Source organism: Microcoleus sp. FACHB-672 (genome assembly GCF_014695725.1).
GTDB lineage: Bacteria > Cyanobacteriota > Cyanobacteriia > Cyanobacteriales > Oscillatoriaceae > FACHB-68.
Genome location: NZ_JACJOU010000032.1, coordinates 119,369 through 146,319, shown reverse-complemented (window position 1 = coordinate 146,319; position 26,951 = coordinate 119,369). Strand labels below are relative to the sequence as shown.

Annotated in this window: 17 protein-coding genes; 5 read left to right on the top strand and 12 right to left on the bottom strand. The window is 45.3% G+C overall.

The window, feature by feature from the left end:
- Positions 1 to 260 precede the first annotated feature (260 nt).
- The 3 genes from H6F56_RS23265 to H6F56_RS23255 form a co-directional block, all read right to left on the bottom strand.
- Positions 261 to 740 (bottom strand): DUF1348 family protein, encoded by a 480-nt coding sequence (locus tag H6F56_RS23265; protein ID WP_190673557.1) that lies wholly within the window; start codon positions 738 to 740, stop codon positions 261 to 263.
- 169 nt (positions 741 to 909) lie between these two features.
- Entirely contained in the window at positions 910 to 1,659 is a 750-nt protein-coding gene (locus H6F56_RS23260) for an SDR family oxidoreductase (RefSeq protein WP_190673555.1), read from the bottom strand.
- Positions 1,660 to 1,955: 296 nt separating this feature from the next.
- Positions 1,956 to 3,251 carry a chemotaxis protein gene (locus tag H6F56_RS23255; protein WP_190673553.1) on the bottom strand — a complete coding sequence of 432 codons (1,296 nt, stop codon included), beginning with the start codon at positions 3,249 to 3,251 and terminating at the stop codon, positions 1,956 to 1,958.
- Positions 3,252 to 3,483: 232 nt separating this feature from the next.
- On the opposite strand from H6F56_RS23255, the gene recJ reads away from it, so the two are divergent.
- Entirely contained in the window at positions 3,484 to 5,910 is a 2,427-nt protein-coding gene (gene recJ, locus H6F56_RS23250; RefSeq protein WP_190673551.1) for a single-stranded-DNA-specific exonuclease RecJ, read from the top strand.
- Positions 5,911 to 6,020: 110 nt separating this feature from the next.
- On the opposite strand, the gene H6F56_RS23245 is transcribed toward recJ, so the two are convergent.
- The gene (locus H6F56_RS23245; protein WP_190673548.1) at positions 6,021 to 6,548 is read right to left on the bottom strand and encodes a 2TM domain-containing protein; all 528 of its coding nucleotides are present in this window, start codon (positions 6,546 to 6,548) and stop codon (positions 6,021 to 6,023) included.
- 314 nt (positions 6,549 to 6,862) lie between these two features.
- Between H6F56_RS23245 and H6F56_RS23240 the strand changes: the two genes are divergently transcribed.
- From H6F56_RS23240 to H6F56_RS23230, 3 genes are all read left to right on the top strand, one after another.
- On the top strand, positions 6,863 to 7,225 hold the full coding sequence (locus H6F56_RS23240; RefSeq protein ID WP_190673545.1) for a hypothetical protein: 363 nt from the start codon (positions 6,863 to 6,865) through the stop codon (positions 7,223 to 7,225).
- A 226-nt stretch (positions 7,226 to 7,451) separates the two neighbouring features.
- On the top strand, positions 7,452 to 8,327 hold the full coding sequence (locus H6F56_RS23235) for an SMP-30/gluconolactonase/LRE family protein (protein ID WP_242032139.1): 876 nt from the start codon (positions 7,452 to 7,454) through the stop codon (positions 8,325 to 8,327).
- A 76-nt stretch (positions 8,328 to 8,403) separates the two neighbouring features.
- Positions 8,404 to 9,387 (top strand): aldo/keto reductase, encoded by a 984-nt coding sequence (locus H6F56_RS23230; RefSeq protein ID WP_190673538.1) that lies wholly within the window; start codon positions 8,404 to 8,406, stop codon positions 9,385 to 9,387.
- Positions 9,388 to 9,595: 208 nt separating this feature from the next.
- On the opposite strand, the gene H6F56_RS23225 is transcribed toward H6F56_RS23230, so the two are convergent.
- The 7 genes from H6F56_RS23225 to H6F56_RS23195 all read right to left on the bottom strand — a co-directional run bounded on the left by H6F56_RS23225 (position 9,596) and on the right by H6F56_RS23195 (position 19,769).
- On the bottom strand, positions 9,596 to 9,955 hold the full coding sequence (locus tag H6F56_RS23225; protein ID WP_190673535.1) for a hypothetical protein: 360 nt from the start codon (positions 9,953 to 9,955) through the stop codon (positions 9,596 to 9,598).
- A 621-nt stretch (positions 9,956 to 10,576) separates the two neighbouring features.
- Positions 10,577 to 11,893 (bottom strand): response regulator, encoded by a 1,317-nt coding sequence (locus tag H6F56_RS23220; RefSeq protein ID WP_190673532.1) that lies wholly within the window; start codon positions 11,891 to 11,893, stop codon positions 10,577 to 10,579.
- Positions 11,894 to 11,957: 64 nt separating this feature from the next.
- Positions 11,958 to 12,155 (bottom strand): hypothetical protein, encoded by a 198-nt coding sequence (locus tag H6F56_RS23215; protein WP_190673529.1) that lies wholly within the window; start codon positions 12,153 to 12,155, stop codon positions 11,958 to 11,960.
- 340 nt (positions 12,156 to 12,495) lie between these two features.
- Positions 12,496 to 13,572 (bottom strand): M28 family peptidase, encoded by a 1,077-nt coding sequence (locus H6F56_RS23210; protein ID WP_190673527.1) that lies wholly within the window; start codon positions 13,570 to 13,572, stop codon positions 12,496 to 12,498.
- 297 nt (positions 13,573 to 13,869) lie between these two features.
- Positions 13,870 to 15,756, bottom strand: a complete 1,887-nt coding sequence (ftsH2, locus tag H6F56_RS23205) for an ATP-dependent zinc metalloprotease FtsH2 (protein ID WP_190673524.1) — start codon at positions 15,754 to 15,756, stop codon at positions 13,870 to 13,872.
- A 394-nt stretch (positions 15,757 to 16,150) separates the two neighbouring features.
- On the bottom strand, positions 16,151 to 17,917 hold the full coding sequence (gene menD / locus H6F56_RS23200) for a 2-succinyl-5-enolpyruvyl-6-hydroxy-3-cyclohexene-1-carboxylic-acid synthase (RefSeq protein WP_190673521.1): 1,767 nt from the start codon (positions 17,915 to 17,917) through the stop codon (positions 16,151 to 16,153).
- 382 nt (positions 17,918 to 18,299) lie between these two features.
- A complete protein-coding gene (locus H6F56_RS23195; RefSeq protein ID WP_190673518.1) occupies positions 18,300 to 19,769 on the bottom strand; it encodes an isochorismate synthase in 1,470 nt (489 codons plus the stop codon).
- Positions 19,770 to 20,187: 418 nt separating this feature from the next.
- Here H6F56_RS23195 and H6F56_RS23190 point away from each other — a divergent pair, with 418 nt between their 5' ends.
- Complete coding sequence (locus tag H6F56_RS23190; protein WP_190673515.1) at positions 20,188 to 24,192, top strand: EAL domain-containing protein; 4,005 nt, start codon at positions 20,188 to 20,190, stop codon at positions 24,190 to 24,192.
- Positions 24,193 to 24,254: 62 nt separating this feature from the next.
- Here H6F56_RS23190 and H6F56_RS23185 read toward each other — a convergent pair whose 3' ends face one another.
- On the bottom strand, positions 24,255 to 26,240 hold the full coding sequence (locus tag H6F56_RS23185) for a serine/threonine-protein kinase (protein ID WP_323799540.1): 1,986 nt from the start codon (positions 26,238 to 26,240) through the stop codon (positions 24,255 to 24,257).
- Positions 26,241 to 26,951 lie beyond the last annotated feature (711 nt).

Sequence of the window (26,951 nt, the reverse complement as noted above, 5' to 3'; positions counted from 1 at the left end):
CGTAAGCATTGACTATTTTTTCTCGCAAATCTACTGAGTACGGTTTCATTATGATTCTCAATACCTTTAATGTTCCCTTGAGTGTACCTCATATCTCTCAAAAGCGCTGTATCTCCGTAGTCATAGCATTTGGATCAATGAGATCTGGGTGAAATGCAATATTTTATACCAAAGCCGGTTAGGATTAGCGACTGATTCACCCGTGCCTAATCAGGTTTTCGATACGGGATTTAGTATGATAGGCTCGTTGCTCCGGCTTCTCAAAGATTGAGGTCGGACAATCCGGGATGATCATCAGGACGACGACCCAGTATCCAATGGTATTTGCGCTCGCTTTCCTGAATGAGCAGGTCATTGATGCTGGCAATACGCCACCGCATGAATCCGTGTTCGTCAAATTCCCAATTTTCATTGCCGTAGGAACGGAACCAGTTGCCGGCATCATCATGCCATTCGTAAGCAAACCGGACAGCAATTCGGTTGTCCCGAAAAGCCCAAAGTTCTTTGATAAGACGGTAGTCCAATTCTTTAAGCCACTTCCGTGTCAAGAACTGTACGATCGCCTCACGACCGGATAGAAATTCTGAGCGGTTGCGCCAAACGCTATCCGACGTGTAAGCAAGTGATACTTGTTCTGAGTTACGTGTGTTCCAAGCATCTTCTGCGATTCGGACTTTTTGGATGGCGGATTCATGATCGAAAGGCGGCAGGGGTAGTCGAGGATTTTCGGGTTTGTTCATAGTAGGGTGGTGTAAAACTAGCATTTCAAGCGTTTCTATGAGCTAGCTCCAACTTAAAGAGGCAATTATCCTCTGGTTTATTCCTCCCTTCTTGAGTGGTTTGAGTTGAGCGGAAAGTGAACAATACACAGTCCGCTTGCAACATTACCAATCCGCTTGCGACGGCGCTTCAAATCTGTGCCATACCGCCATCAACAAACAGCTCGATGCCGTTGACAAAGCTGCTGTCGTCACAAGCGAGAAAGACAACGGCTTTGGCAATCTCATCGGGCGTCCCGACTCTTCCCAGGGGAATAACGCTGGCTTGGCTATCTACGAATTCCTGCACCTGCTCATCACTCACCCCCAGGGCATTGTAAGCAGGAGTAGGAACCACGCCAGGACTAATGGCGTTAACCCGAATCTTGCGCCCTTTGAGATCGAGAATCCAATTACGGGCAAACGAGCGCACGGCGGCTTTGGTAGCACTGTAAACACTGAAAGCTGGGGTGCCTACCGTAGTCGTCTGAGAGGCATTCAGGATGATGGAAGCCCCCTCTGGCAACAGAGGCAGCGCCTTCTGTACGGTGAACAGCAGACCTTTGACGTTCGTGTTGAAGGTTTTGTCAAAGTGTTCTTCTGTAATTGCTCCGAGTGGGGCGAATTCTCCACCGCCGGCATTGGCGAAGACGACATCAAGGTGTCCTTGCTCTTGCTCGATTGTGGCGAATAGGCGATCGAGGTCTGCAAGATTAGAGACATCGCTCTGAACACCCGTGACGTTTTCACCAATCTCTTTCACGGCAGCATCCAGTTCAGTTTGACGACGACCTGTGATAAAGACATAGGCACCTTCTGTAACAAAGCGCTTGGCAGTGGCAAGACCGATGCCGCTGGTACCGCCGGTGACAAGAGCAACTTTTCCTTCTAGTTTCTTCATGATGATGAATCCTGTAGTTGTTGAGGGGTGAAAGGGCTGCCTGTAACACGTAGCGAAAATACGAAAACTTACCCCAGATATGTAATCTCTAATACTAAATCTGGTTGACTCAGACTCCTTGTTGCAGCATCGACAGCCTGATTAGGCACGGGTGAATCAATCGCTAATCATAACCGGCTTTGGTATTATTATCCGAATGCTATGCCCTGACAAAATCAGGATGCTTGCAATCAAGTTAACAGTTGGATGCGAATACTTCGGGCTATTGCGAGAAATCTAAAAGAAGTTTGATTGGATTATTGCAGTAACTTTTGACGATGCCGGCTCAATACTCCGTCTATTTTTTGAATTAAACGTAAAAGATCCTGCTGTTTTACGACATCTTCTATTTCTGTTAACGCCCCTTCTGCTTGTTCAATTTTTTGCATCAAAGACTGCGCTTCTGTTATTTCTTCAAGTAGGCTATTTTCTGGAGTGGGTGAAGCAATGGAAGAATGTGGATGTTTGACCAGTTCTTCTAATTCTGAAAGTGCCCCTTCTGCTCGTTCAATTTTTTGCACTAAGGATTTCGCCACTGTTGCGCCTTGTCTCGCTGATTCGGTGAGTTCTTGAACCCGCCTTTTAAAGCGATTCGCCAGTTGATCCATCTGACGTCCTGCATCAAATGTTTGAGTGACTAATTTGCCAATTTCAGAAGTTACCTTACTGAATTCATTAAATTGCCCGCCGGCACGATTGGCAACAATTGCTGCCTGCACAGCCAAGTAACGGACTTGCTGGCTTACTTTGGAAATCTGTACAGAAGCCGTATTAACGGTTTCTAGCTCTTTCGCTAAGGCTCTGCCAATATCAACAATTTGATCGGTGTTGCGGCAAATCGCATTCACTCCTGTAAAGGTGGCATGAAAGGCATTTCTACCCTCTACAGAAAGCAGTTGGCCGATTTCAACAAATTGCTGGTTGAGCTGAGCTATTTTTTTAGATTGTTTGATCAACTTGGATTGCTGGAAGGTTAACTGCTGATTTTGCTTTTGAATTTCCAACAAATTAAACTCTAATAATTGCGTGTATCCTTTTCCTTTATCTTGTTCTCGCTGTAGTCGGGAAAGATATTCTAATTTTTCAATTTTTTGCAACCGGATTATCTCATTTGAAAGCGTTAACATTTGCGACAAGCCTAACAAAAGAACTTGCATATCTAGCAAGCGATAGCTTTTGTCATCACATAGCACCACAATCGGTTCATAGACTAAATCTTCAGAGCGATTGAGAGCAATTCGAGCAGCCTCATCAATTCCGCAAGTAGCATTGAGCTGTAGAGGAGGAGTTTTGACAGAATCTAACAGCACTTGAATGGGGCGCTCCATATAAAGATCAACGTTATAAGGCTGGCTGCTCCATTCTTGAAACTTGCGCCGAGAAATCATCCCCACCACCCGCAGGTTGCTGGTAATGATGACGCCGGGGATATCTGGTTGATAGGCAAATGTTTTTGCTACCAGCTTCCCTGGTGTCGAGAGACTCACTAGAAAGTGGTGGGTGGGAAGGTGGCCGATGGTAGAATCGGGAGCGAGCTGACTTAGATCGATCATTCACCCTGATGCCCGTGATAATTGTTGATTGTAGATGATCAAAAGCTTAACCTAAATGATCATTTTCCAGTTTTGGGTGTAATCAAGCGATGTTCATTTTCTAGTTTTATGGTTGGAGTTTCCACCGGCAACCTGAGTTACCGTTGCTTTCCTCAGCGTTATGCCGGCATCGGCAACCCAAACTCGCCACGAGCCTTTATGATTGGCTAAATGTACTGGAATTAAAACTGCTGTGTTAGACGAATTAAGCCATCAGCCTCCCCGGAATAGCCGGCTACCCAATCAGCGGTGGCAGATTTTCCCCCAAAAACCAGAATTAGCGGCACAACTGGCGGCGGCAACCGGCTTATCTTCGGTACTGGCACAGGTGTTGATTGATCGAGGCATTGAGACGCCGGCGCAAGCAGAAGCGTATTTAAACCCAGACTCCTTGCTTTTACCCTCCCCCCTCGATGAATTTCCCGACTTAGCAATGAGTGTGGAGTTATTGCAAGAAGCGATCACATCGCAACATAAAATCGCGATTTGCGGTGACTATGATGCCGATGGCATGACGAGCACTGCCTTATTAATTAGAGCACTGCGGTGGTTAGGCGCGAGCGTAGATTACGCCATTCCTAGCCGGATGCAAGAAGGTTATGGCATCAACCGGCGAATTGTCGAAGAATTCCACAGCGATGGCGTGCAGCTCATTTTAACCGTAGATAACGGCATTTCTGCCTACGATCCTGTAGATAGAGCGCGTCAGCTTGGCTTAAAAATTATTATCACAGATCACCACGACATCCCAGAAAAATTGCCGCCGGCAAACGCAATTTTAAATCCCAAACTAATTCGTGAAGATTCTCCCTATCGAGGCGTTGCCGGTGTCGGAGTCGCTTATATTCTCGCGATTACCCTTGCCCAAAAACTTGACAAAACTCACGGATTAATTCATCCCCTGCGAGAATTGATGACACTCGGCACGATTGCTGATTTAGCACCTTTAACCGGCGTCAATCGGCGGTGGGTAAAACTGGGATTGCGACAATTACCCAACTCAAAATTAGCCGGGGTGCAGGCATTAATTCAAGTTGCCGGTGTCTCTGCCAGGGGGAAGGGGGGAGAAAATTCTCACCCACCAATTAAAGATTCAAAAACTTTAAAACCAGAAGATATTGGATTTCGTCTTGGCCCTAGAATTAATGCCGTGGGGCGAATTGGCGATCCTCAAATTGTGATTGAATTGCTAACAACTGATGACATGGGGTTAGCACTTGAAAGAGCAATGCAGTGCGAGCAAATTAATGAGCGCCGGCAACAACTTTGCGCCCAAATTGAACAAGAAGCCATTGCTTATGTTGAAAATAGTGATGTAGATATACAGCAAGAACGCGTCTTAGTGGTTGTGCAACCGAATTGGCATCACGGCGTTATTGGGATTGTTGCCTCGCGGTTAGTGGAACGTTACGGAGTGCCGGTGTTTATCGGAACTTTTGAAAGCGAAGAACATATTCGGGGTTCAGCGCGAAGTATTCCAGAATTTAATATATTTGAAGCGTTGCAATTTTGCGATGATTTATTAGGAAAATACGGCGGACATCGGGCAGCCGGAGGCTTTTCAATGGCAGCCGGCAATATAGAAGCCTTGCGGGAACGCCTCAGTAAATTTGCTCATAAATGCCTAGATCCCGCACACCTGAAACCGCTGGTGCAAATTGATACGCTGGTTAATTTACATCAAATTAATTTAGATCTTTATCAGCAAATTGATGCCTTACAACCCTGCGGAATTGACAACCGAGAACCTGTTTTTTGGACGCCAAATGTGCGCGTAGTTGAACAAAAACCGATTGGGAAAGGACATATTAAAGTCACCCTTGTGCAAGAAGCTGATGCGCTAACTTGCCAGCCGCCGGCACGAATTAAAGCAGTTGCGTGGCGCTGGGGAGATTACTTTCCGTTACCAACACGAGTAGATGTCGCTTTTCAGTTGAAAGAAAATAATTGGAATGGCAACACAACGGTTGAATTAGAGTTAGCCGGTGTGCGGCTTCCTGAAAGTAGTGGGGAAGAAAGTGGGAGAGGAGGAAAAATCCTTAAATCTCCTAATTCTAGCTATTCTAATAGCCTAACACTTACCCTTCTTTACCCGAAAGCGCCGGCAATTCAAATTGTGCCAGAATGGGTGAAAGTTAGCAATTTTAATCAATTATTATCACAATTGCAGGGGAAAGTGTTGATTTATGGTGCCGGTAAGCCAGAGATAGCGGCAGATTTAACCAATTGTGAAATTGAATATGATCGTCCCCGGCATATTTGTGATGCTTTTATATTATGGACACTGCCGCCTTCTGGAAGTCATTTGCAGTGGTTGCTAGCCATTGGAAAACCCCGTCAAATTTATCTGTGCGATCAAGTGCCACTAATGCCGACTGCGACTGAATTAAAATCGCATTTACAAAAATATCTAAAAAACTCCCCAGACAAGCCAATTAACTTGCTGCAACTCAGTCAACAATGGTGGGTTGCGCCTTGCACCGTGGTTGCCGGTTTGCGAGAATTAGGCTATCCCTGCCCAGACTTTCCTCAGACTTTCTCCCTCGCTATGGAATTAAAAAGGTTGCATCGTTGGTATGTTTATCCAGCCCAGAAACTAGCCCAGATAAAATGGGCATAAAGCCTTATTTTATCCGCGTTTATCTGCGTTTATCTGCGGTTAAAAAATCGGCGTTGCTGAAACCCATGAAAATCGGCAACCTACAAATTTGAATTTTTCACCGTCAACTTCTAAAGGCTGGGCTTAAGCCACTTCATCATTAATGTATTAAATGACTGCCCCAATTGTTTCTTGACGCGCCACCGCTGGAAAGCTTGCTCATACTCTTCGCCTTCAGTTTGATAAGTTTTCCAACCTTGCAACGCCAGTCCCAACCCCCAAGCTAGTACAATATAAAGTGACCAAGAAAGTTCGTGACTTGAGACTAAATTCAACAGCACGAAAAAAGAGTTGACAATTGAAAATTTGACAAAATTCTGTTGCAATTTACTGTGCCGATAAGCATCAAACACCTGTCGGCTTTGCAATTCTCCCTGCCGGTTATTCCACTCAATTTCTGCTGCCTGGAGATTTTCTGAGGAGATATTTAAATCATGGGCAATTTCCAATAACTGTGCGCGAGACATTTCGCCACCTTCTTCTTGGCGCGTCAGTGCTAAATGGAGAATTTGCTGAACATCGTCTTGACTATAAGCGCGGGTTATTGGGGCGGTAGAAGCCGGCTTATCGGGTTGTTTAAGATTTTCCGAATAAATCATGAATTTTGCCTGGTTGAGAGTATACAGATGAGTTTGAGGGGGAGGGTACTCTTTATATTTTGCCAAAGCTCTTTTTCTACCGGCAGTGAGGATATCCGATCCGGTTCTTACGAGTTGAGATTAACGTCAGGAAACTTTAGCACTTCTGCTATTTTTAGGCAAATGGAACAATTCAACTATTTTGCAAGTGGATAACATTTTTGTGCCTTGGCTGTTGAGTTAGCTGGCAAACGTTGAGGCCGGTTGTGCTAACCTACAAGTAGCCGGCGCTTAAGCAATCTACGATTTCCCTCTTTGGAATGAGGAAACAGGCAATGAATTTGAATATTATTAACAACCAACTATACATCGAACTGGAGTGGTATGAGCAACTATGGGCGTTTACCCCCAATAAAACTTTTGAAATCCCCCTAGATCATATTGAACGAGTAACCCATGAAGAACCTCTGAGTAATTGGGCAGAACTCCGTGCCCCCGGTACGTTTCTCCCAGGCGTGATTAAAGCCGGCACTTATTACACCAAACAGGGTAAAGAATTTTGGTATGTTACAAACGATAAAAATTATTTAACTTTAGAATTAAACAATGAACCTTACAAACGCATAATTTTTACATTAGATGATAATGAAGTTTGGATAGAAAGAATTAATCAGATAAAATTGGAGACGAAGTTGTGATAAATTAATAAATTAAGCGATGAACCAAAATTTTAATAGAAAAATCATTCTTTTTGGGATAATACTGTCTAGCCTGTTATTCACTGTGTTTACAACAGCGTCTAGCAAGCCAAAACATTTACAACCCTTGTCAAAGAATATCAACAAAATTGATAATTTTGAAAATCCAGCAAAAAACCTTGTAATAAAAATTCTACAATCCCGAAAATTACAGGATAAAAACAGTATGGAAGCGATTAAAGATAAAAGCTCTGAAGTAGAAAAACTCGCTGAAGGATTTGAATTTATCGAAGGGCCGGTTTGGCATCCCGAAGGTTTTTTACTCTTCAGTGATATAAACGGCGATACTATTTATCAATTGCAAGAAAATCAAAAAGCAGAAATCTTTCGCCGGCCCTCAGGAAAATCCAATGGCAACACACTAGATCGGGAGGGACGTTTAATTACGGCTGAACACACTAACCGTCGCGTCTCGCGCACTGAAATAGACGGCAAAATTGTGACCTTAGCTGATAAATACGAAGGAAAATCGTTAAACAGCCCAAATGATCTTGTTGTCAAATCAGATGGCAGTATTTACTTTACCGACCCACCTTATGGCATCAAAAAAGAGCAAGAAGAACTAGGTTTCTATGGGGTCTACCGCATTGCCCCAGATGGCAAATTAACCTTGCTCGTTAAAGACTTTGTGCGTCCCAACGGACTTACCTTTTCTCCTGATGAGAAAACGCTTTATATAGACGATTCCGACAAAGGTCACATTCGAGCTTTTGATGTAAATTCCGATGGAAGCTTAATAAATGGACGCATCTTTGCAGAACTGAAAGATCCTAACAAAAAAGGCGTTCCTGACGGAATGAAAACAGACATTCAGGGTAATATTTATAGCACCGGCCCTGGAGGGGTGTGGGTATTCTCGCCGGCAAGCAATCTTCTTGGAACAATAGAAGTCCCCGAAGCTGCGACAAATCTAGCCTGGGGAGACAGCGACAGCAAAGCACTTTATATCACAGCCGGTAAAAGCCTTTACCGCATCCGCCTAAAAATTGCGGGTGTGCGCCCTAATTCTATCGGAAATAACCAAAATCTAAAACCGATATAACTTAAGACTGATACCCTGATAAAGCGTATCGTGGTAAATTGCAAACTAAAGCATTTTTTTTGCTGAGCAAGTGAGCATGAAACGCAAAACAACGCGACGCAAATTCTTAGTCACAAGTGTTGCAGCAGCCGGCACAGTTGTAGGATGCAGTGCATTAGCGCGGAACCAAACCAACACATCCGCATCCTCAAAAATTGCTGTGACACCCGCATCCATGCCAGAAAGAGTGTTAGGCAGAACCGGCATCAGCCTACCCATTTTTGGCTTAGGATGTGCCGGCCAAACACCGCTTTCTAAAGAAGGACAAGAGGCTGCAGCCGTCGCAATTCTTGAACGCGCACTTGAACTCGGCATTCGTTATTTTGACACAGCCGCAGAGTACGGGCCAAGTGAAGATTATTTAGGAAAAGTGCTGCCGGCTTATCGAGATAAAATTTATCTGGCAAGCAAAACTCATGCACGAGATAGGGATGGCGCGTGGCGACATTTAGAGCGATCTCTAAAGCGTTTAAAAACCGATCATTTAGACGCTTGGCAATTGCATCACGTCTCTTTACCTGGAGAAATTGAGCAAATTTTCAGCAAAACTGGCGCAATTAAAGCAGTCGAAGAAGCAAAAGCGCAGAAATTAATTCGCTTTGCCGGCATCACCGGCCACCATGAACCCGATATCATTGCCGAAGGGTTGCGTCGATATCCCTTTGACACCACCCTAATTTGCGTCAATGCAGCCGATAAACATCACCCGCGTCCATTTATCCCCACAGTGATGCCGGTGGCGCGTGAGAAAAACGTTGGCGTTATTGCCATGAAAGTGCCGGCTTACGGACGGTTATTTAAAAATAATGTCTTAGATGGGATGCAGCAAGCGATGGGGTATAGCCTCACGGTTGCCGGCGTACATTGTTGCGTGATAGCCGCTGAGACAGTCGAACAATTGGAATCTAATGTGAAAGTGGCGCAAGCGTTTAAGCCATTAAGTGAGGCAGAAATGACAGCCATTGAACAACGTACTGCAATTGCATGGCAAGAGAATACTTTTTTTAGAGCTTGGACTTAAATTAAAACTGCCATTTCTAACCCGACGAAATTACACTTTTCCGAAATAAATCTGAAAATGTGCCTCATGAAATGAGCATTTAACTTGCCATTTCTATAATTTACAAAAGTTTTTTATTCTTCTCTCCATCTCCCTTGCTGCAGGCGCACACTCTCTTTCGCCCCTACAGTTCTCTCATTACAAAAGTGCAAATTTAATGTTTATCAGCTTACTTTGAAGCGACCGATGTCTGAGAGAGTTGCTCAATCCAATTTTTAGCCATCGCTTTTGAAAGTGAGTTCGTTAACCCCGGGTTAGCCAGCTCATAAATGATTTCGCCTAGTACATCCTCACAGCTTGGATCGTAGCCGATATCCTCACGGCTTTCTATGGCATTTGCCCAATTTTCCACTTCTGTCGCTGTAAGTTTATCGGATACATATCGCTTTAAAACCCCAGCAATATGTTGACGCTTCAGGATGAGTAATTCGCTTTTGCTTACCCGGCCAAAGGCGCTTAAAAGCGATAAAATTTCGCTTAAGGGTTGGTTAAATTGAAACAGTGAATCTAACAGTTCTATTCTTTTCATGCAAACTTCTGCTTAATGCCTACAATATTACCATTTAAATACAAGCATAAGTGATTTTCCTGCGTTTAAGCGTTGTGCCGGCTACATTGGCTTGTGCTTTAAGGGGGCAAGGCTGCGCCAACCTTTAGGTAGAAGCAAGGCTACGCCAACCTTTAGGTAGGGGCAAGGGAGAAAACAATATTGAATTTAATTCCGTAAACGTACTGATGAGTCCCTTTGTAGTTGACAGTCCACAATTATCAGATAGCTCAAAATCAGGGGAAGTTAGGGGAGAACTCCGCCAAACACCCTGAGCAGGAAGGCTAGAAGATATACAGTAAGAGGATTCTAGAAAATATGGGAAATATATCGCACCAGTAAGTAGCCGATGAAAATCAGATACCGATAATTTTGATCTGAGTTCAATCGAGAAATCTCGGCAGTTTCCGCCACCGGCTTGCTTGTCTCAAGTGCCGTTAAGTCAGATTACTCAAGACTTTGGTAAAATTGGACACCTATGTTTGTTGAAATTAAGTGTAAGGAAACAAAAGCCGGCTTATTATATTTTTTTCTATGAGTTTGTCTAGGCTTCTGCCGGCACTCTGACTTCCTAGCTATTGAAAGAAGAATTGAAAAGCTATATCAAGCCATTGGAATTTTCATAATAAACTCCGTACCTTTTCCAAGTTCTGAATTTACTTCAATGGTTCCCCCGTGCTTTTCAACAATAATTTGATGAACAATTGCCAGTCCCAAACCTGTTCCTTTTCCCACTGGTTTAGTCGTGAATAGAGGGTCAAAGATGCGTTGCTTGACCTCTTCCGTCATCCCCATTCCATTATCTGCAATCCGGATCACAATCTGCTGTTCATCTTGGATTTCAGTTGTAACGGCGATCACATTGGGATTCGCTTTGAGTGCTTCATAGCTACGTCCCCGACTTGCTTCTTCCAATGCGTCAATCGCATTTGCTAAAAGATTCATAAATACCTGATTGAGTTGTCCTAAATAACACTCAATTTTAGGAAGTTCCCCATAATTTTTTATAACCTGAATCGCCGGATGACGCGCTTGAGCCTTCAAACGATGCTGCAAAATCATTAAGGTACTGTCAATTCCCTCATGGATATTCACTAATATTTTGAAATCTACATCAGCTCGCGAGAAGGTTCTTAATGAGGTACTGATATCGCAAATTCGCTCTATCCCCGCCTTCATGGAGACAAACATTTTAGGTAAATCTTCTAGAATATATTCTATATCAATCTCTTCAGCCTTTTCTTCAAGTTCTGCGCCAGGGTTAGGGAATTTAGCTTGATAAAGACGAATATACTCAATCGCATCCTCAACAGCTTGCCGCGCTTGACCTAGATTGCCGGTGATACACCCAACTGGATTATTAATTTCATGAGCAATGCCGGCAACTAACTGACCAATTGTAGAGAGTTTTTCATTTTGAATTAACTGCAATTGGGTTCTTTTTAATTCGTTTAACGTCTCGGTTAATTCAGCAGTGCGTTTTTGAACTAATTCCTCCAATTGTTGTTTTTGTTGTTCAAGTTCCAAGCCTAAGCGTCGAATTTTTAAATGAGTTTGAATCCGTGCCAGTGCTTCTTCTTTCCGAAACGGTTTTATAATATAGTCCACCGCACCTAACTGCAACCCCTTCACTTTGTCTTCCGGATCGGCCAGCCCTGTCATGAAAATCACCGGAATGTTTTTTGTAGAGGGTTCAGCCTGCAACTGCCGGCAAGTTTCAAAGCCATCCATTCCTGGCATCATTACATCCAGCAAAATCAAATCGGGCGAGTATTTTTTAGCTTGTTCAAGTCCCCTTAAACCATCCATTTCTACCATAACTTTATATCCAACCAAATCCAAAGTATTATGCAATATTTCTAGATTGGTCAGACTATCATCAATGACTAAAATAATTTCATGATTTGAATTAGTTAACATTGGATAATGGCTCCTGTTCTCAAATGATCATGCATTTATTGATGTGAAATCACCCCATCATTTCCTAAAGAAATTTGCGAACTTGCTGAATATTAGATTCCTTAACTAATAAACTCAATTTTTGGATAAACGGTTGATAGTTGTTATCGAGTTGGGCAAGACATTCCAGTTCCGTCTGGACGCCTTTGATTTGTCCTCGCTTAGCACATTCTACTAGGGGCGACCGTTGGGCTAGACGGAACACGGATCGGGCTGCCGGCATGGCCATCGCCGGCAGGGGGTGGTGTTACCTCACCATAGATCCAGTTTAGTTGCAGATGCTTTGCAAAGCGGTGATATAAATCCTCTACTTGTATGAGGCAAGTACCGACATCTCCTTCAATCTGTCAGACTTCCCCAAAAGCGCGAGAAAGTCCCAGCTGTTATTGAGCTATTTTCCCACCGATTGCCGGCATTTCTATGTACACTATTTCTCACTTATCTCTAACTTTTATACGCGATATGTAGACTACGTGCCTAAACCTTTGAGTAATATTCAAGATCAAGCAATTCAAACACCCTACACTTATGCAAATTCATACATTGTAAAAACACAAAATTCTCTATTGGGAACCGGCAGCCGGCGGACTTGCCAAGCTTTCTGTACTTTCTAACAGTGCAGTCGTCGCATTCACCACTAGCTGAGCACTGCCGGCGAAGAAATCCCGATCCAAAGTTGCCAGCCGATCGCTTGCTTGGTGATAGTGAGGGGTTCGCAAATTCGCTGTATCTGTCACCAACACTGCACCAATGCCGCTATACCAAAAAGGTGCATGATCACTCCGCAGCACATCCGGCATCATCACACCTTTGAGGGGCACCGGCAGCGTTACGATCGGTGGCACACCGGGAGTTGCATTTCTCTCAAAAGTTTTGAGTAGGGGCAAATGTTCCATATCGCCCACCACTGCCACAAAATCTCCCTTATCGCCCGGTGGTGTAATCGGCAGCCCCTTGGGGTACTGCTGGCATCCAGATGTATGACAGGCAAAACCAATCATATCCATCACTATCACCCCCCGTAGGTCTTTTAAGGGCAAGTTGCCGCTATTGAAAGCAAGACTCCCGCGCAACCCCAACTCTTCCTCATCAAAAAACGCCACCCACAATGCCCGTGGGGTTTTGCGATCACCCAACAACCGGGCAACTTCTAACACCGTCGCCACACCCGTTGCATTATCATCCGCGCCGGGAGAACCGGCAACCGTGTCATAATGCGCCGCCACTAAAATTGCACCGGCATCTTTATCCGTTCCCGCACGTTGCGCCCACAAATTTATCCCTGTGTCAAATTCTTGTAACTGGGGCGTCCACCCCCATGCTGTGAGAGATTGGGAAATATAATCTCTGACGCGCTGCCGATCATACTGTGTATAACGCTCAAAATCTAAGGCTTTAATATGTGAGAGCAACTGTTCTTGTGGGACAGCCGGTGCGTTAACTGGTGACTCTGCGGCGGCTTTGCGGGTGATATTTGCCATTGTGTCGTTCCCATTTTGCCCCCAAGCTTGGCTTTCCCCGGCTGCTGTCACCTCTGCCGGCGGCGCGGCTGATTGCATCTGCTGAGAATACCAATTCCAGCCGGTGACGGTTACAACGGCCAAAATCATCAATAGTCCTAACCAAATTCGTTTTCTCATCCTGCGCCCCTTCATCCCATTTTATATTTTAGGTTTTATAAAGGGTTTTAACTGGATTAAGGGTTTGATGCGCTGAATTTTTGTTTTTCAACTGCAGATGGACGCAGATTAACGCAGATGAGGTTGATGGTTTGATGCGCTAGATTTTTTGTTTTTTTTAACCGCAGATGGACGCAGATTAACGCAGATGAGGTTGATGGTTTGATGCAGAAGTTTTTTTAACCGGCTCGATAAAAAAAATGGGGATGATGCACCGGCACCACCCCCATCACAGAGTTTTAGCGAACTCTCAGCACTCTACAGTTGCGGCACGTACTGTTCTTTTTCAGGAACATCTGTGTACTCAGAAACAATTTGGCGGAATTCTTCACCTTCAATGGTTTCTTTTTCAACTAACAACTCTACAAGCCGGTCAATGACGACTCGGTTTTCCCGCATAATCCGCTTCGCATCTTGGTAGCATTTATCTACAATCAAGCGGACTTGAACATCAATGCGGGAGGCGATTTCTTCAGAATATTCTGAACGGGCTGTAAAGTCGCGGCCTAAGAAAACTTCGCTTTGTTGACTTTCTAGAGCCAAGGGACCAAGTTCCGACATCCCGAAGCGAGTCACCATTTGACGCGCCATGCCTGTCACTTGTTGCAAGTCATTACCGGCACCTGTCGTTATTTCAGAATCGCCAAAAATCACTTCTTCAGCAGCGCGTCCGCCCAAAGCGCCGGTGATCCGGGCTTTTAACTGGGAACGAGATACTAAACTTTGGTCTTCTCCCGGCATAAACCAGGTTAAACCACGGGCTTGACCGCGAGGAACCAAAGTAACTTTTTGAACCGGATCATGATCTTTAAGCACAGTGCCGATGATCGCATGACCGATTTCATGATAAGCAATCAGCCGTTTGCTCTTGCTGTCTACCAAGGGAGTGCCTTCCATACCGGCAACTACCCGGTCTACGGCATCATCAATTTCCAACATGGTAATCGCTTCTTTGCGCCGGCGTGCGGTCAAGATAGCAGCCTCGTTGAGCAAATTTGCCAAGTCAGCGCCGGTGAAACCAGGAGTCCGGCGAGCGATCGCATCGAGGGAAACTTCGGTTGCGAGTTTCTTGTTGCGGGCGTGAACGTTAAGAATTTCCAACCGGCCTTTAATATCCGGGGTGTCTACCGATACCTGCCGGTCAAACCGGCCTGGACGTAGTAAAGCAGAATCGAGAACGTCAGGGCGGTTTGTTGCGGCAATAATAATGATGCCGGTGTTGCCTTCAAACCCATCCATTTCTGTTAGCAACTGGTTGAGAGTTTGTTCGCGTTCATCGTTGCCACCACCAATTCCTGCACCCCGTTGCCGGCCTACTGCGTCAATTTCATCAATAAAGATGATACAAGGGGCGTTTTCTTTCGCTTTTTTGAACAAGTCACGGACGCGGGAAGCACCAACGCCAACGAACATTTCCACAAATTCTGAACCAGAGATGCTGAAGAACGGCACACCAGCTTCCCCAGCAATTGCCTTGGCTAGCATGGTTTTGCCAGTTCCGGGAGGCCCAATTAACAGCACACCTTTAGGAATCTTTGCACCAACGGCTGTGAAGCGTTCTGGCTTCTTCAAAAAGGTAACAACTTCTTGGAGTTCTTCTTTAGCTTCTTCAATGCCGGCCACATCATCGAACATCACGCCGGTTTTCGCTTCCATCTGGAACCGCGCCCGTGATTTGCCAAAATTCATCGCCTGTCCCGGCCCACCGGGGACATTATTCGAGCGGCGGAAGAGGAAAAATAGGCCGGCCATTAACAGAATGGGAAATACTAAATTACCCAAAAGTCCCCAAATTGCGCCATCGTTGCGAATTGGGTGGGTGTCAAAGTCGATATCGCTTTCTCTGAGTCGGGCGATCAATTGTGGTGCATTAGCCGGTAGATCAACTCGCAAATGTTGAGTTCGGTTGTCCAAATCCGGATCTATCGCATCGACGATCGCCGTGCGGCCACCCTCGTACAGATCCACTTTAGTTACACGATCTGCATCCAAGTATTCTAAAAAGCGTCCGTAAGTCATACGGGTGTTAGCCGCGTTTCTACCCGTATCGATGGCAGTAGAGGCAAAAACCCCTTGCCACAGGAAGAAACCAATCACTAAAGCCGGCAACGCCCACAATAAGATGATTCTCCAAGAAGATTTCATAGATGGTGGCCTCTAGATATGAGTTCAAACACGTATTTCCCGAAGATTGGGTGCTGCGGTCGATAACTAAGCAAATTTTTGCCTAATGGCCCGCGTATCCTGAGTTATGCGGGGTCAGGCATAAACGAAGGAAAGCAACATCTCCCTTAAATCTTAATCAAATTTAACGTAATTATCATAATTGGAGCAAGTCTGAAGCAATTTTGCATTTTAAGCTCAAGATTTAAATAAAAAACTATCTCTTTATAAAAATTATCCATAAATCACTCTAGCTGTTTTAGCGATCATATCAATTCATGCAAGTTAAAACAAAAATAAAACCATGACATTACACCAACCCTTAACTCATCTGCATTAATCTGTGGTTAAAAAAGAATCGCCAAAACCTGCCGCCTCAGAGAAAAGCTGAAAATTGACCTAAATGATCCTGCCGCCACTTCGCATCAGCCTTTCGACTTGTCCTAACTTCTAACAATCGAATTCCAGCTTCAGGTAAAAACTTTAATCGCTCCTGTAACTGTAACCAAGACAAAATCAATTCGTACTCTACATTATAGGTACAACAAATTCGAGAAAATTCAATATTTTGCGGAGTTGCAAAAAACGATTCAAACGGAGGATCAAACTTAGAGATCGGCAACATTTCAAAAATGCCACCACCATTGTTGTTAATTAAAATAATTGTTAAATGCCCAACAAAGTGATTATTTAACAAAAAACCATTCGTATCATGCAATAAAGCCAAATCACCTGTTAGCATTACACTGCTTTGATTGCGATGTGCTATACCCAGCGCAGTGGATAATGTGCCATCAATACCATTAGCACCGCGATTAAAATAAGGTTGAGTTCCAGAATTGTTAGGTTTCCAGAAAAATTCGATATCCCGCACCGGCATACTGTTGGCAATAAACAAAGACGTAGCCGGCGGTAAAACTTGAGACAGTAACCAAGCCGCTTTCGGTTCTATTAAATCTTCTATTTCCCCTATTTCTTTGTCAACAGTTGCTCTAACTTTAACTTCAGTATCACACCAAAGCTTAAGATATTCCCACTTGTTTAAGAAGTCAACATTTTCATGGGTAATAGGCAGAATCATGGCAATATTTTCTACAGATGTATGTAGATGAATTGTTCTGCCGTGCAACGGATCAAGGTTGTGGTGGCTGGAATCTATCACCCACCGGCAGGGTTGAATCGTTTCTAACCAAGTCCGTAATTCTTTACTGGTGGGTAATTCACCGATCTGAATCACCGTTGCCGGCTGCAATTGTGCTGCAAGCTGCCGGTTACGCAAAATTAAATCATAAGTTGAAATCAAATAAGGATTAATTGCAGCATAATTTCTCAAAGGTGATAGTCCCTCAGCAAGAACCGGCCATTTTAAAAATTTAGAAAGCTGCGCGATTGCCTCACAATACTCTTTCGGCTGCTGGGGTTGTGCTGTGCCGGCAATAATAATTCCTCTGTCACATTCCTGCCATTGTTTTAAAGTGCTGAGTGCCGAGTGCTGCGTGCTGAGGGGATTGTTGTGAATAATAGGGAATGAGGAAAAGTTAGCAAAGAAGATTTCAGGCCGAAATTGAGACTTTAAAGCTTCAGCTTCTGGTTGTAAAACCGGCGCAAGGGGATCACGGAAGGGAAGATTCAGATGAACCGCACCGGCAGCCGGAAAAATAGCTCTTTCCCAAGCATGAATCACTGTTTGCCGCAAGTAATTCAGCATTCCTAGTTCTAAGGAAGGAGTGGCTAACTCTGCCTGCCAGTTCGGATAATGACCATATAATTTTACCTGATCAATTGTCTGTCCAGAATGGCATTCCCGCAATTCAGCAGGCCGATCTGCGGTTAAAATTAATAAGGGTACTCGGCTTTCTTTTGCTTCGATAACAGCAGGGTAAAAATTAGCGCCGGCAGTCCCAGAGGTGCAAACCAGTACAACTGGCAATCCCAATTTTTTAGCGATTCCTAAAGCAAAGAAGCCGGCTGATCGTTCATCAAGAACGGGAATGGCTTCGATTTGTTGATGTTGGGCAAAGGCAATTGTGAGAGACGTTGAGCGGGAACCAGGACAAATAACGGCTGTCGTTAATCCTAGTCGGTGTAGTGTTTCTACTAAGATGGAAGCCCAGACGGTGTTTGTGTTACGGAAGTCAATCATTTTGTTTGTAGTTATTAGTATTTTAAAGTTGATAAATTTAGATTTATTACCCGCATATTTACACAGATATGCGCGGATTATTTTAACGATTTGATGCGTTTCTCTTTGGGAGAAGGGTTTGTGGTTATTAGTATTGTAAAAGTTGATGAATTTGGATTTCTGAACCGCAGATGCACGCAGATAAACGCAGATGTGTACGGATTATTTTAACGATTTGATGTGTTTTATTCTGAGAAATCAGTATTTTAAAAGTTGATAAATTTGAATTTATTGACAGCAGATGGTAGCGCAGCGTGTCGCTGGCATACACAGATGTGCGGTGAATTACCACAACAAAAGCTTAATTCCCAATGCCCAATGCCCCATCCCCCATGCCCCTCTTCTAAATTAATGCTTTTAGAAGGGCTTGAAGTTTTAGTTTAATTTCAGTCAGTTCTTTTTCGGGATCTGAACCAGAAACTATGCCGGCACCGGCATAAAGTTTAGCGCGATTGCCTTCTATTGTGGCTGAGCGAATGCCGACGATAAATTCACCGTTGCCTTGATGATCTATCCAACCCAAGGGGGCGGCATAAAGGGAACGCTCAAAGGTTTCGTAGCGGCGAATTTCTTCGCAGGCAATGTCTCTAGGCGCGCCGGCAACGGCTGGGGTAGGATGAAGTTCGGCGACAATATCGAGCAGAGAAACATCCACCGGCACTTGAGCTTGAATAGGTGTCCATAAATGCTGAATATTGGAAAGTTGCAGCAGGCGTGCCGGTGGTGACAGTTTGGGTTTTAACCCCAAACGAGACAAACGTTGAACAATAAAATCTAGCACGACTTGATGTTCGCGGCGCTCTTTTTCGCTGTTGAGTAAAGCGTTTGCTAAATTGGCATCTTCTGCTGCGGTTTTGCCTCGTGGTGCTGAGCCGGCTAAGGCGTCTGTTGCTAGCACGTGATTCTGAATACTTCCCAAGCGTTCTGGACTGGCTCCAATGAAGTTTTGACCTTTTCCATTGCCGGTGGAAAAGATATAGCAATCTGGGTGATTTTTTCGCAGCTTATTCAGAGAATGAATCAAATTGAGAGGGGTTTTTGAAATGACATCTATTGTATGAGCCAAAACAATTTTGTTAAACTGTTCGCTTTGAATCGAATTTAAAGCCGCTAAAACCGAATTTTTGAAGCGATCTTCATGTTTGATAGATTGTTCTATGAAATTTCCATTTTTATCATAACAGTCAACCAATTCATAGTTTGTTAAAATAATAATCTTTTGCAACTGGTTGTGTAAGTGAGTCGATAATGTTTTTAAATTGGCCTTAGCATCCACCGCTAAATTTGCCACAATCACGCAGCGATTGTTACGGCGGGCAATCTGCCAGCGCGGTAAAAACACAGTTGCAGCGGGAAAAGAGGAATCTTCAGGCCGGTTGCGCTCGAAAAATGTGAAGCTACAAAAGAAGTGAGGCCCCGCAAACGGCAAGTGTAGCGCACCGGCAGTAATCGTGTTCGTTAAGCAAGTGCGAATAAATTCTTGAGCGCGGGAAAATCGATTTGGCCCTTCTGCGGTAAAATGCAGAGCTGCGTCGATGGCTGCAATAGCATCGCCATTCGCAGTTAATTTTCCGTCTCGCAAAATTGGGCGAATGGCTTCCCGCGCCCGTCCCTTCTCAAAGTAAAAATGAATTTTGTCTGGTTGATTAATCTCGTGAAGAACTGCCAAGGGATCAAGGGGTGGGACTTCCAGCGAAATACTAACAATTTGTATCTGATTTTTCTCAATGGATTTCTGCTGACAAGCAAAAAGGAACTGATACAGAGCCTTGGAGTCTTGAAACAGATGAGCGGGATGCGGTATGACTGGCATGGAAGCGCGATTGTTAGATTTTTTTTGAAGTTGAGTTGCGAAATATAAATTAATAATTCAGGGAAGTTAGAGGTAACACTGCCCTTTAACTCTAGGACATTTCGGGAACCGTGAAAAAGCCTATTTTGCTTAATCCTGCATAGCTTTGAGCGGTTCTTTGTCTAAAAGCTTGGCGGCTTTGCTGTGACACCAGTTCCCCAAGCCGCCTATAACCCCAACCTGGCTTTTCTCCCTCTCTCTCTAATCCGTTCCCAGAAAAGATTATCGATAGCCGTCGTTCTTTCTCCCCCTCGCGCCTAAGTGCCCAGTTAATTCGCGATTCTGTGTAAATGGCTGCTGAAAAGCACAGGCCGGTTGAGCTAAAGTCTAAAGACCCGGTTAAACACTTATCGCGTTTTGAACAAGTATCAGCACCAAAATGTCCCATACACAAGTAGCGGGGCAAGCTGTGGGTCAACACAAGAATAACGAGGGTGTTCTTAACGAACACGCGAACCCATTATGGGCTGTCTTACAACACTCGTCAGACGGTCTATTTATCGTGGATGTTCAGCCGGCTAATGCTGCCTCAAACGCTTGTGAGGATACAGCCTGCGCGGAAGCCCCCGAATTTCGCTTTGTTGCCACCAATCCCGCCAGCAGACAAATGCTGTCGGTAACGACCGAAGATCCCGTCGGTTTTCGCTTGCAAGAATGCCTGCCACAGGGGATCGCCGGCACAACCACAAAACACCTCAGAGACTGTCTTGAGCAACGTCAGTCAATTGAATATGAGGCAATCTTTGACACTCGCAAAGATCCTGCCGGCGACATCTGTGACAAAATCCGTCACCTCGCTACTCGACTCTCGCCGGTGTTCAGCCAAGACGGCACAATTACTCAAATTATCGGCTTGTGTCAAGACTTGACAGAGTACCGGCGAGTGGAAGCACAAGCCCAACTCTTGCAAAACATCGCCTTGGCAATCGCCGCAGCCGAAGACTTTCAAAACGCCCTCGCCATTGCCCTGCGCTACTGCTGCGAAGCCACCGGCTGGAATTATGGCGAAGCCTGGATTCCCAGCCCAGACGCAACCGCCCTGTATGGCAGCCCAGCTTACTACATCAGCACCAACGAGCTTTTGAGGTTTAGCCAAATCAGCGAAGGCTTACGGTTTGCCAAAGGTATTGGTTTGCCCGGACGCGTGTGGCTTTCAAAACAGCCAGAGTGGCATCAGGATGTTTCAATTGAATCGGAATCAATTTTTCTGCGTGCCCAGTTGGCAATGAGTTGGGGACTTAAAGCCGGCTTGGGCGTTCCGATCATCGCCAACGATCAAGTCCTGGCAGTCCTCGTGTTCTTCACGTTTGAATCTTGCCCAGCAGATCGGCGCATGGTAGAACTCGTTTCTGCCGTCGCTGCCCAACTAGGCACCCTAATGCAGCGCAAGCAAGCCGAAGACGCCCTTAGAGAAAGCCAGCGAAAATTGGCTCACCTCATCAACACATTACCCGGCTTTGTCTTCTCCTGCGCCAGCGATTCTGAATGGTCGATGAACTACCTCTCTGAGGGTGTCTTTAACCTAATTGAATATCACAGCGAAGAACTTGCCGGGAAAAGCCGGCTCATTTCCTATAGCGATCTCACTCATCCTGAAGATTTACCAAACGTTCTTAAAGCAATTGAAATGGCAATTGCTAAAAAGGAACCTTATGTGGTTGAATATCGAATTCGTACTAAGTCAGGGTTAGAAAAATGGCTGTGGGAAAAAGGGAGTGGCGTATTTGACAATATGGGTAACGTTCTAGCACTCGAAGGATTTATCACTGACATCACGGAACGCAAACAAACCGAAGAAGCGCTCAAAGCTCAAGCTCAAGTCCTAGAAAGCATGGCAGAAGGCGTCAGTGTCACCGATGAAAATGGCATGATTACTTTTACAAATCCTGCCTTCGATGCCATGTTTGGATATGAACGAGGTGAATTGCAAGGAAAACACTTTTCCACTCTCAATGTTTACCAACTGTCAGAAAATGCTAGACTCACGGTTAAAATTATCGAGCAGTTGAACAAACAAGGCTCATGGTTGGGAGAATTTAATAACCTCAAAAAAGATAAAACAGTTTTCACAACTTATGCTCATATTAGCGCTTTGGAAATGTCAGGAAAAAAGTATTGGGTTTGTGTCCAAGAAGACATCACAGAACGCAAACGGGCAGAAGTTGCATTAAAACAAGCAGAAGAAAAGTATCGCAGCATTTTTGAAAATGCTGTTGAAGGAATTTTTCAGACTACACCCGAAGGGCGTTACCTCACGGCAAACTCAATGCTGGCTCGCATCTATGGCTACGACTCGCCGGCAGAGTTGATGGCGACCCTGACAGATATTCAGCACCAACTCTACGTCAATCCTGACCGGCGATTACAGTTCAGCCGGCTTTTACAACAGCGAGATGCCGTCTTAGATTTTGAGTCAGAAATTTATCGCAAAGACGGCAGCACGATCTGGATTTCTGAAAATGCTCGCGCCGTTCGAGACACCGGCGGCACACTGCTGGGATATGAAGGTACGGTTGTAGACATTACCCAGCGCAAGCAAGCCGAAGCAGAACTCGTCAAACGCGACAACTTGCTTCAAGGCGTCGCCGAAGCGATGAATTATTTGCTCACAGATACCAACCACGGCTCAGCAATTGTCAAAGCTTTAGCAACGCTGGGAATGGCTGCCGGCGTTGATCGGGTTTACATCTGCCAAAACCATCCCCATCCCGTTACAGGTGAGCCGGCACTGAGTATGCGCTTTGAATGGGTGGCAGAGTTGTTCGAGCCAATGCTCAACAAACCTCACTGGCAAAATCTTGCTTACAACACTCATCTGTGCCGGTGGTATGATTCACTCTCAGCCAATCAGCCGATGAGTGGCAACGCTGTAGACTTTCCAGCCGGCGAACGAGAACGTTTAGAGGCAGATGGCATTGTCTCAATTCTCATGGTGCCGGTTTCGGTCAATAATGAATGCTGGGGCTATGTCGGCTTCGACGATTGCCACACAGAGCGCGGTTGGTCTAAAAGTGAAGAATCTATTTTGGTAGCGATCGCAGCAAGTATCGGCGGCGCACTCCAGCGCCATCAGCAAGAAGAAATAATCCGCCACCAAGCGCTTCATGACCGGCTCACCGGCTTACCCAACCGGCAGCTATTGGATCTCCAACTAACTTTAGCGCTGGAAACAGCCGCAAATCGCCGGCATAAACTGGCTATCATTTTTCTCGATCTCGACCGCTTTAAAATTATTAATGACACCTTGGGTCATGCAGTCGGCGATCAATTGCTGCAAACTGCCGCCCAACGCCTGAAAAGCTGTCTACGTGAAGGAGATACGATTGTTCGCTGGGGGGGAGATGAATTTATCGCGCTCTTGCCTCACCTTAATTGCCTAGAGGACGCGCTTCATATTGCTCAAAGAATTATTGATTCTCTACAGCCGGCATTTGAGATAGAAGGGCACCATCTCTACATTACTTGCAGCATTGGCATTGCCCTTTATCCAAATGATGGGGAAGATGCTGAAACGTTAATTAAAAATGCAGATACGGCGTTGTATCGCGCCAAAGAACGGGGCCGAAATAATTACCAAATATTTACCCCCAGTATGAATGCAGAAGCCTCTGCATTATTGGTTTTAGATAATAGCTTGCACCTTGCCTTTGAGCGTGGAGAATTTCTCGTTCACTACCAGCCGCAGTTAAACACAAATACCGGCGAAATTACCTGTATGGAGGCGCTCGTGCGTTGGCAGCACCCAGAACGGGGCCTCATGACGCCGGAAGCGTTTATTCCCTTAGCTGAAGAGAACGGTTTGATTATCCCCTTGGGGAAGTGGGTTTTGCAAACAGCTTGCGCCCAAAATAAAGCTTGGCAGAAAGCCGGTTTGCCGGCAATGCGCGTGGCAGTTAATTTTTCCAACCGACAGTTTCAGCAACCAAGTTTAGTGGCAATGGTGGCCGAGGTTTTAGAACAGACGGGTTTGGAACCTCAATACTTGGAGTTAGAAATTACTGAAAATACAGCAATGCTAGATTCAGACTTCACGCGCACCACACTGGGCGAACTCAAAGCAATGGGAATCTGCCTCTCAATGGATGATTTTGGCATCGGTCACGCCTCCCTCAGTGGGTTAAAAAACTTCCCGTTTCATTCGCTTAAAATTGATCGAGCTTTTGTGCGGGACATGACAAGCGATCCCCATAACAGTGCCATTGTCAAAGCAATTGTTTCCCTCGGTCATGCCCTCAATTTCTGCGTGGTGGCGGAAGGTGTAGAAACACAAGCCCAAAAGAATTTATTGCAAAGTCTCCACTGCCAAGAAATGCAGGGTTATTTATTCTCGAAGCCTTTAACTGCGGGTGAAGCGACTGATTTTCTATTCCAGATTAATCGTTAAAAGTCAATTTCATAATTCTATTTTTGATCTCAAGTTGGTTCTCCCCCTCTAGCTCCGAGTCCCTACGGCATCTGCCAAATCTTAATCGTTTGATCCCGACTGCCACTAATTAGGGTTTTGCCATCAGGCGTGATCGCAACTGAACTGACATAGTTAGCGTGCCCTAACAAAGTTTCTAAGTGTTTGCCGGTTTTGAGATTCCACAGCATGATCGTGTCACCGGCACTGACGAGGGTTTTACCATTCGGGCTGATCGCAAGCGACCGAACCCTGCTAGAATGCCCTTCCAAAGTTCTGCGTAGCTTGCCGGTGCCTAGATTCCACTGCTTAACAGTGTTGTCTGCGCTGCCACTGACGAGGGTTTTGCCATCTGGACTGATGGCGAGCGCATGAACCGATCCTTTATGCCCCACAAAGGTACTGAGCAGTTTGCCGGTACTCAGATCCCAAAGCTTGATTGTATTGTCATCGCTGCCACTAGCAAGAATTTCACCACTTGGGCTGATGGCTAGAGCATTGACAGGGCCGGCATGAGCAGGGATCGTGAGTATCCGCTTGCCGGTTGGCAAACGCCACAGTCTGATCGTCTTGTCGTCACTAGCGCTAATCAGGGTTTTGCCATCTGGGCTGATGGCTAGGGCGTTGACTGAGCCGGCGTGAGCTGGGATCGTGCGTATCCGAAAGTTTTTCTCAAGATTCCATAGCCTGATCGTCTTGTCGGTACTGCCACTGGCAAGGAGTTTGCCATCTGGGGTCATGGCAAGTGCGCCAATCGCATTAGAATGGGCATCAAAGAAGGCGTGCCGCAGTTTGCCGGTGTTTTCTTCCCAGAGTCTAAGCGTTCCGTAACTGGCGCTAGCAAAGATAAAGTTGCTTGCCTTTCTCGCTCCCACTGGAACGGGACTGATGGTGATGGCATTGACATGACCAACTTGGCTACTGACGCTTTTTTGAAGAAAGCGGCTGCTGGGGATGCTGGCAAGCACCCGGATAGGGTTGGCGGGGAAGTTTCCGTAGCGCCAATAACTGAAAAGTTGGGTGCTGGCAAGGAACAGCAGTGCTAGTGCGCCGGTACGAATTAATAGTTTTTTATATTGACCGGCTTTTTGTTTTTGGCGATTTTTAGAGGCTGTGGAGCCTTGTTTGGAAGTAGATATTTCTCGGGAAGAACGCCCCAGCAAATTGCTGTTGCCGCTGTAAAAGCGGGGTTTGGAAAAGCCGGTTTGTGGATTGTATGAACTCCCCGGCTCTATATCTGCCAAACACTGTAAAATCATTTGGGCATTTTGAGGCCGATTACCCGGGAATGGAGCCATCAGGTAATCAATGACATCGGCAAATTCTAGGTTAATTTGTGGGGCTTTTTCTCGCCAAATTAACTTACCTGTGCGGGGGTTTTCTGGAAATGCGGTGGGGGGGCTGCCGGTCATTAAATAAACAAAAGTTCGCCCCAAAGCGTAGAAATCCGATTGGGGGACGGCTTTGCCATTCACTTGTTCGGGTGGCGTGTAGCCTGGGGAAACAATGCCTGTAACGTTTTGCCCCTGACCGACTTTTGCAAGATAGGTTGAGGTCACTTCTCTAGCAGCCCCAAAGTCAATTAACACCAGCTGGCTATTAGGCCGACGCATGATGTTGAGTGGTTTGATATCCCGATGAAAAAATTGTTGCTGGTGGACTTTATCCAGGATTTCTGCAATTTTTTTTAAACAGTCCAGGGCTTCTTCTTGGCTAAGTGGTTTGTTTTCGCGTTCTTTCATCCACTCTTCAAGATTTAAGCCCTGAATTTTTTCCATCACTAAGCAGTGCAATGGCTCTTTGAAATTGTGGGGCAAAAAGGTGAAGTAGCCATTGGGTTCTACTGTGGGAATTCCTGGGTGCTGCAACCGGCTCAACACCGTGGCTTCTTGCTGAAACAGTTCTACGGCTTTGGGATGATTCTTGTAAAGAATTTTTAAGACTTTTAAGGTGCCTTGATCGTCAACTTCAAAGGTTTTGCCAAAGCCTCCGCCTCCAAGCGGTCGGACGATCCGATAACGGTTTCGCACGACCAACTCTGAGCCGCAGTGACGGCAAACGTCTCTGTGATTGTTCGACAGATCGGAGGGATTGGGGCATTTGGGATTGAGGCAAAAACTCACGGAAGCTAGCTCACCCAGATTCAGAGGACAGGCTCAAGAACACTATAACTTGCGAGACTGGCGGGATCACTGTAGGGTCACGCCAAGCAATCAATATCAGTATGGTATGCGATAGTTAACCAAAAATACCCTTGACGCTTGTTCAGCTTGCCGATTGCGGTAGGTGTTGAAGCGCTTGCCGGTGCATTTTGCTTGTTTTTGTTTTACCGCTTTTTTTAACAATTCACTGTATTGTTTTGACGATCACCCGCAAGCCTATTTGATGCTTAAATGCCCTGCCGGCCCTTATTCAGCTCTATTCGATACTTTTAGGGGAGAAAAACAAGGCGTTTTATGCATATCTAGTATAGCACTTGTCGAGCCGGTGATGAAAGTAACATTTTCCCCTCTTTTCCCATAAGAAATTTAAAATTCTCCGCTCCATGCTTCCGGCAACAGTCTTCAATCCCCAAGTCGCATTTCAGTTTTAAGACTTAAAGTTTATTTTTCCACTTTATCGGTAGAAAATTCATAAAAACTGAAGAGAATTAACCTTATTTTTTTATAGTTATCTGCTTAGAAAACACCTGTTAATTCTGTGGCGTAAGTTAACCTTGCTGCTGTTTCGGATTTTTTTAG